Below are 7,380 nucleotides of genomic sequence, written 5' to 3' on the forward strand. Positions count from 1 at the left end.
CGTGGCGGCGGGCGCGCCCCCCCCCGCCCCCCCCCAAACCCCATCCACCCCCCCGGCGGCGGGGTGGGAGTTCGAAGGCGTATCCGGGGGTCCGACCGGGCGCGGGGTCAGGCCTGGCCGTGCAGGATCAGCGCCCAGGCGAGGCAGGCGACGGCGGCGGTGCAGAGCAGGGCGCGCAGCACGTTGAAGCGGACCCAGCGGGCTTCGAAGCGCCCCCGGACGGCGGCCGGGTCGGTGATGCGCCGGGGCTCGCCGCCGGCGGCGAGTTCGTCGTTGAGCGGGATGTTGACGGAGCGGGTGACGCCGATCGCGGCGATGTAGAGCACCAGGGCGGCCACGGTGGCGGGTAGCGCGTGGTGGCCGTCGGAGGGCAGGTGGAGGGCGACGGCGGCGCCGGTGGTGAGGAGCGCGCCGACGAAGCCGAGGACGAACCAGCCGTTCAGGATGGCCACGTTGATGCGCTGCATGACCTCGATGAAGGTGCGGTCCTCGACCCGCGCGAGCGCGGGCATGACCGAGCACGCGAAGGCGTAGAACAACCCGGCGGTCAGTCCACAGGTGACGGTGGCCGCCACCAGTGCGAGTGTGCGTGCCAGTTCCATCTTCGTAGCCCCTCACTGTCTCTGCGTATCTGCTATCTGCGTATCGGTTCGTGCCCCCGTGCGCCGATCATCCGGCATCCGGGCCGCTCGGGCCACCTCGATCACTCAAGACCCTCTCAAATGACGAACCGTCAAATAATGTCTTGCCGTCTACACTTGGGGCCATGGACACTCTGACGGGACTCCTCGACGGCCCCAAGGCCCGTGGTGCGTTCCTGCTGCGCTCGATCCTCACCCCGCCGTGGTCGCTGCGGATCGAGGACCGGGCCCCGCTGTCGGTGGTGACGATGGTCCGGGGCGAGGCCTGGATCCTGCCCGAGCGCGGTACGCCGCTGCTGCTGCACCCCGGCGACGTGGCGATCGTCCGCGGCCCGGAGCCGTACACGGTGGCGGACGACCCCGACACCCCCGTGGACGTGATCGTCGGCCCCGGGCAGGTCTGCACGCGCGGCGGGGTGGACGTCTCCGAGGTGATGTCGCTCGGCGTCCGGACCTGGGGGCAGGGCCGGGAGGGGGACCAGGCGTCCTCGGTGGCCCTGTCCGGCACCTACCAGGCCGAGCACGAGATCGGCCAGCGCCTGCTCGGCTGCCTGCCCGGCCTGCTGGTCCGCCCGGCCGGCACCGGCGCCGACGACACCCTGGTGCACCTGCTGGCCGCCGAGATAGGGCGCAACGAGCCCGGTCAGGAGCTGGTCCTGGACCGCATCCTGGACCTGCTGGTCGTCTCCGTGCTGCGCTCCTGGCTCGCCGCCCCCGACTCCGGCGCCCCGGCCTGGTACCGCGCCCAGCACGACGCCGTCGTCGGGCCGGTGCTGCGGCTGATGCACGACGACCCGGCCACCGCCTGGACGGTCGCCGACCTCGCCCAGCGGGTCGGGGTGTCGCGGGCGGGCCTGGCCCGCCGTTTCACCGGCCTGGTCGGCGAACCGCCGATGGCCTACCTGGCGGGCTGGCGACTGGCCGTGGCCGCCGACCTGCTGCGCGAACCCGAGTGCACCGTCGCCTTCGCGGCCCGCAAGGTCGGCTACAGCAACGCCTTCGCCCTCTCTGCGGCCTTCAAGCGCGTCCGCGGTGTCAGTCCGCAGGAGCACCGCCGCCTCGCCGCGACCGGCACCCCGGCCCAGCAGGCCGGCTTCTCCGGCCCGGCGGAGACGGTCATCCTGGCGGGCTGACGCCGCGGCCGCCGCCGACGGCCAAGGCCTGGGAATCCAAGACCGGGAATCCAAGGCTGCAATCCCATTTGCCTAAACTCATTAGGCAATACCATACTGGCTATAGCCGGATGGCAGAAGGTGCACGGCACGGGCAGGACCCGCACAGAACGCGATGGAACAGCGATGAACACCTCTTTCACCACCCCCGTCACCGAGGCCCTGCTGCACGGCCACCTCGACGTCGAGCACACCGGGCGCGGCCTGCTGCCGCACCGCCTGCCCGCCCGGGCACGCCGGCAGATCCCCGACGAACAGCTCGCGATCGCCGAGTCCCAGCCCACCGGCGTCCGGCTGGCCTTCCGCACCCGCGCCACCGCGATCGACCTGCACACCGTCCCGACCAAGCGGGCCTACGTGGGCGTGCCCACCCCGCCCGACGGGATGTACGACCTCCTCGTCGACGGGCGGCTGACGGCGCAGACCACGGTGTCCGGCGGCAACCTGCGCACCATCGACCTGGCCACCGGCCGCGTCGAGCTGACCCAGGGCCCGCCCGGCACCGCCCGGTTCACCGGTCTGCCCGCACGGGACAAGACCGTCGAGATCTGGCTCCCGCACACCGAGACCACCGAACTCCTCGCCCTCGACACCGACGCCCCCGTCACCCCGGCCCCGGACGGCACCCGCCGGCGCTGGCTGCACCACGGCAGCTCGATCAGCCACGGCTCCAACGCCACCCACCCGACCGGCACCTGGCCCGCCCTGACGGCGGCCGCGGCCGGCGTCGACCTGGTCAACCTGGGCTTCGGCGGCAGCGCCCTGCTCGACCCGTTCACCGCCCGCGCCATCCGCGACACCCCCGCCGACCTGATCAGCCTGAAGATCGGCATCAACCTCGTCAACGCCGACGCGATGCGCTTGCGCGCCTTCGTCCCGGCGGTGCACGGCTTCCTCGACACCGTCCGCGAAGGACACCCGGCCACGCCGCTGCTCGTCGTCTCCTCGATCCTCTGCCCGATCCAGGAGGACACCCCGGGGCCCCTCGCCGCCGACTTCAGCACCGGGGCGCTGCGTTTCCGGGCCACCGGCGACCCGGCCGAGACCGCGGCGGGCCGCCTCACCCTCACCGTCATCCGGACCGAACTCGCCCGCATCGTCGCCGCCCGCGTCGCCGACGGCGACCTCAACCTGCACTACCTGGACGGCCGTTCGCTCTACGGCCAGACCGACCACGACGACCACCCGCTCCCCGACGACCTGCACCCGGACCAGGCCGGCCACCACCGCATCGCCGAGCACTTCACCCGCCTCGCCTTCGGAGACACCGGCCCGTTCGCGGACTGACCCGCCCGCCGCCGCCCTCGTGCGCGACAATGATGCGATCAAGGGTCAATAGCCAAGGGGGAGAAGGTCGATGAAGCGCGCGAGGACCGTGATGGCCGCAGGCCTGGCCGCGGCCGTGGCAGCCGTGGCGCTGGCCGGTTGCGGATCGGTGAGCGCACCGGGCAGTGCGACCGGCGGTACGCCGGTCGGCAGCGCCCCCGCCACCGCGACCACCCCGGCCCGAGAACCCGGTCAGGCCGGGGCCGAGGCCCTGGCCCGCCACGACCGGCTCTTCCCCCAGGTCGCGGCGAAATGCGCGGGCGTCGCCGCCACACCGCCGTCCGCCCCGGCCGCCGCCCCCACGGGCGACGGCGGTACCTGGGCCGACAAGTACGCGGAGAACCACGCCTACAAACAGACCGTCAGGCTCCTCGCCGACGCCCAATGCCGCGGCGCGGCCCACGCGGCACGGATCGCGGACGCCCTGCGGCCCGCCGGGGGGGGGGGGGGGGGCGCGAGCGCAGAGCGCCGCGCCCCGCCGCCCCGCCCCCCACCAGCCCCGCCCTCCAACGCCTCGGCTACCCGGCCGAGCTGGTCAACGTCCGCACCTCCGCCGGCGCCCCCGGCTTCGACCTCGAAATCCCCGAAGCCGTTCTCTGCGTCAGCGGCCTGCTGACCGCCCGGCCCGACATCCGCCCGCACGGCATGTACCTGGACGGCGGCTGCACCGAGCCCAAGGGCGGCCACTGACCAGGCCCACTGACCAGGCCCGCTGACCCGGCCGCGGAGGCCGGGCAGGGAGCAGCAGCCTGCGGGGGACGTTCCCCGGGCGTTCACCGTGCGGAGGCCGGCCGTCCGGTCAGTGGTCCGCGTCGTGCCCCTAGCGTCGCGATCACCGTGTACGGCCCGAGGAGCTGCCCCGATGAACCACCATCAGAACAACCTTCCCCACGATGACCACGGGTCGAGCTGCCCGCGGACCGTCGGGTTCGACTCCGACGCGCCGGCGGCGGCCGGACGCCGCGCCTTCCTGCGCGCGACGGGGCTGGTCGGCGCCGGGCTGGCGGTCCTCGGGGCGGGCTCCACAACGACGGCGGCGGCGGCAGCGGCGGACGGGCCCGCCGACGCGACGGCCGACGCCTTCGGCGCGCCCGCCGCCGCGGACGACGGCCGGGGCGCCTGGGATCCGGACCCGGACGGCCCCCGCTTCTCCCTGGCGGTGATGCCCGACACCCAGTACCTCTTCGACGACGACCGGATCCACCCCGCCCCGCTGGAGGCCTCGCTGCGCCACGTGCTGGACGGCAGCGACGAGAACTTCGTCTTCCTCGCGCACCTGGGCGACGTCACCCAGAACGGCAAGGCCGAGGAGTTCGCCGCCGCGGGCAAGGCCTTCACCCTCCTCGACCGCCACGGCGCGGCCTACAGCGTCCTGGCCGGCAACCACGACGTCGGATCGGGCGGCGACGACCAGCGGGGCCGGACGGCGTACCTGGACACCTTCAACCCGGCCCGGTTCGCCCGCTCGGCGACGTTCAAGGGCGCGAGCCCGGACGGCTACAACACCTACCACCTGTTCCGGGGAGCCGGCCGGGACTGGATGGTGCTCTCACTGGACTGGCGGCTGTCCGACCGCGGCTTCGCCTGGGCGAACTCGGTGATCGCCCAGCACCCGACCGTGCCGGTCATCCTCACCACCCACGACCTCGCCTACGCCGACGACGGCGGCGCCGCCCAGCTGTCCGACCACGGGCACGCCCTCTGGGACAGGCTGATCAGCGGCAACGACCAGATCTTCCTCACCCTGAACGGCCACTACTGGCCGCCCGGCAGCACCACGCTGACCAACAAGGCTGGCCACGACGTCCACGTCCACATCACCAACTACCAGAACCGGTACTACGGCGGCGCGGCGATGATCCGCGCCTACCGCTTCGACCTGGACCGCAACACCATCGACGTGCGGACGTACTCGCCCTGGATCCAGCAGTTGGCGGCCGAGAAGGTCAACCGCCTCGCCAGCGAGGAGATCGAGCTGACCGGCCCGGTGGACAGCTTCTCGGTGCAGGTGGACTTCGCGCGGCGGTTCGCCGGTTTCGCCCCGGTCCCGGCCCGCCCGGCCCGCCCCGCACGTCAGCTGACGATCCCGGGCACGGTCGCCTACTGGCGCTTCGACGGCGGACGGCCGGACGGCAGCGCCGTCGCCGACTCCCAGGTCGTCAAGGACCTGAGCGGCCACGGCAACGACCTCGTGAAGCAGACCGCCCCGGGCAGCCCGGCCGGGACGCTCACCTGGTCCGCCGAGTCCCACCCCGACCAGCCCGGCCGCGGCAGCCTCTACTTCGCGGGCCGGGGCAAGCCGGTCCAGGGCGCGTACCTGCAGACCGTCGCCAAGGCCCCGATGAACGCCGACACCTTCCAGCAGGGCTACACCTTCGAGGCGTTCTTCAAGCTGCCGGCCGACTGGGACGCCGGCCGCAACGCCTGGACGGCGCTGCTCAGCCGCTGGGGCACGAGCGGGGAGGCGGGGAAGAGCGGCCCCGACACCGACCCGCAGGAGCCGGTCGCCACGCTCAGCCTGTCCGGCGGGCGGGAACTGCAGTGGTGCGTCTACCCGACCAACCTGAGCGGCCCCGTCACCAACTGGGGCCACGAACTCCCGCTCGGCGCCTGGTGGCACGTCGCGGTCGTCAACAACAAGCGGCTCACCCGGATGTACGTGAACGGCTGCGAGGTCGTCCGCAACCCCTCGACACCGTCCGAGGGCCTCAGCACCCTCGGCCACCCCTGGCTGCTCGGCGGCTACGAGTACGGCGGCGCGCTCAACCAGGTGTTCCACGGCTGGATCGGCGACGTCCGGGTGGTCAACCGCCCCCTGCCGGTCCGGGACTTCATGATTTCCTGACACCCCCGCGCCTCCGAGGTCCCCGGGGTACTATTTTTGTACCACACCCCCCCGCCCCCCCGACTCCCCCCCCCCCCCGCGCCCCCCCGGGCACGGTGGCGCGGCGTTTTCGGTGGCTCGCCGAGCCCGTCCGACGGCCACCCGGACGGGTGCGCCGACTTGCGTCCCTTCGAGCGACCTGCCCGGCTCTCTGGACCGGCGGCCGGACTGAACTGCTGCTATGAATTTTTTGAGCCTATCTGTCCGGCTCCCGTTTTTTTGAGGAGGCATCCTCATGGGTGCGGTTGCAACAACTTCAGCCGACGCCGCCGTGGTGCACATTCTCTGGATCAATGCAGGTCTGAGCTGCGACGGGGACTCGGTCTCCCTGACTGCGGCGATGCAGCCCAGCATCGAGGAGATCGTCACCGGCGCACTCCCCGGCCTGCCGAAGGTCGCCGTCCACTGGCCGCTGATCGACTTCGAGTGCGGTCCGGTCCAGGGCGCGGACAACTTCGTGGAGTGGTTCTTCAAGGCGGACCGCGGCGAGCTCGACCCCTTCGTCCTGGTCGTCGAGGGTTCCATCCCGAACGAGACGATCAAGGAGGAGGGCTACTGGTGCGGCTTCGGCGACGACCCGGACACCGGCCAGCCGATCACCACCAGTGAGTGGCTGGACCGCCTCACCCCCAAGGCCACCGCGGTGGTCGCCATCGGCACCTGTGCCACCTACGGCGGCATCCACGCGATGGCCGGCAACCCGACCGGTGCCATGGGCGTGCCCGACTACCTGGGCTGGGACTGGAAGTCCAAGGCGGGCCTGCCGATCGTCTGCGTGCCGGGCTGCCCGATCCAGCCCGACAACTTCGCCGAGACGCTGACCTACCTGCTGTACCAGCTGGCCGGTTCCGCGCCGATGATCCCGTTGGACGACAAGCTGCGTCCGGCCTGGCTGTTCGGCGCGACCGTGCACGAGGGCTGCGACCGCGGCGGGTACTACGAACAGGGCCAGTTCGCCACGGACTACGGCACGCCCGAGTGCCTGGTGCGCCTCGGCTGCTGGGGCCCGGTCGTCAAGTGCAACGTCGCCAAACGCGGCTGGATCAACGGCATCGGCGGCTGCCCCAACGTCGGCGGCATCTGCATCGCCTGCACCATGCCGGGCTTCCCCGACAAGTTCATGCCGTTCATGGACCCGCCGCCCGGCTCCCGGGTCTCCACGGGCGCCAGCTCGGCGTACGGGGCGGTGATCCGCCGCCTGCGCACGATCACGGGCCGGACGGTCGACCAGGAGCCCAAGTGGCGGCACACCGGGCGCCGCCTGACCACCGGTTACCGCCCGCCGTGGTGACCCCTTTCCCCCTTCGGGCCCCCCCCCCCCCCCCGGGCGGGCGGGCCCGTGCAGTACCGACACACC

The 7,380-nt window shown here is 72.7% G+C and carries 6 protein-coding genes; 5 read left to right on the plus strand and 1 reads right to left on the minus strand.

Going from position 1 to position 7,380, the window contains the following annotated elements:
• Positions 1-107 precede the first annotated feature (107 nt).
• Positions 108-602, minus strand: coding sequence for a DUF1772 domain-containing protein (locus ACFV6I_RS35755; protein ID WP_063350758.1), 495 nt, complete (start codon positions 600-602; stop codon positions 108-110).
• A gap of 164 nt (positions 603-766) precedes the next feature.
• Here ACFV6I_RS35755 and ACFV6I_RS35760 point away from each other — a divergent pair, with 164 nt between their 5' ends.
• From ACFV6I_RS35760 to ACFV6I_RS35780, 5 genes are all read left to right on the plus strand, one after another.
• Positions 767-1,774 carry an AraC family transcriptional regulator gene (locus tag ACFV6I_RS35760; protein WP_380430090.1) on the plus strand — a complete coding sequence of 336 codons (1,008 nt, stop codon included), beginning with the start codon at positions 767-769 and terminating at the stop codon, positions 1,772-1,774.
• A 165-nt stretch (positions 1,775-1,939) separates the two neighbouring features.
• Positions 1,940-3,100, plus strand: a complete 1,161-nt coding sequence (locus ACFV6I_RS35765; protein WP_380430093.1) for an SGNH/GDSL hydrolase family protein — start codon at positions 1,940-1,942, stop codon at positions 3,098-3,100.
• Between the two features lie 423 nt (positions 3,101-3,523).
• Positions 3,524-3,829, plus strand: coding sequence for a hypothetical protein (locus tag ACFV6I_RS35770; RefSeq protein ID WP_380430096.1), 306 nt, complete (start codon positions 3,524-3,526; stop codon positions 3,827-3,829).
• A gap of 172 nt (positions 3,830-4,001) precedes the next feature.
• Positions 4,002-5,984 (plus strand): LamG-like jellyroll fold domain-containing protein, encoded by a 1,983-nt coding sequence (locus ACFV6I_RS35775; RefSeq protein ID WP_380430098.1) that lies wholly within the window; start codon positions 4,002-4,004, stop codon positions 5,982-5,984.
• A 274-nt stretch (positions 5,985-6,258) separates the two neighbouring features.
• Entirely contained in the window at positions 6,259-7,314 is a 1,056-nt protein-coding gene (locus tag ACFV6I_RS35780) for a hydrogenase expression protein HypE (RefSeq protein ID WP_363378097.1), read from the plus strand.
• Positions 7,315-7,380: the final 66 nt, after the last annotated feature.

The organism is Kitasatospora sp. NPDC059803, from assembly GCF_042732255.1.
Lineage (GTDB): Bacteria > Actinomycetota > Actinomycetes > Streptomycetales > Streptomycetaceae > Kitasatospora.

Excerpts from the sequence above, each read along its gene's own strand:
- ACFV6I_RS35755 (WP_063350758.1), bottom strand. The coding sequence starts at position 602 with ATGGAACTGGCACGCACACTCGCACTGGTGGCGGCCACCGTCACCTGT.
- ACFV6I_RS35760 (WP_380430090.1), top strand. The coding sequence starts at position 767 with ATGGACACTCTGACGGGACTCCTCGACGGCCCCAAGGCCCGTGGTGCG.
- ACFV6I_RS35765 (WP_380430093.1), top strand. The coding sequence starts at position 1,940 with ATGAACACCTCTTTCACCACCCCCGTCACCGAGGCCCTGCTGCACGGC.
- ACFV6I_RS35770 (WP_380430096.1), top strand. The coding sequence starts at position 3,524 with ATGCCGCGGCGCGGCCCACGCGGCACGGATCGCGGACGCCCTGCGGCC.
- ACFV6I_RS35775 (WP_380430098.1), top strand. The coding sequence starts at position 4,002 with ATGAACCACCATCAGAACAACCTTCCCCACGATGACCACGGGTCGAGC.
- ACFV6I_RS35780 (WP_363378097.1), top strand. The coding sequence starts at position 6,259 with ATGGGTGCGGTTGCAACAACTTCAGCCGACGCCGCCGTGGTGCACATT.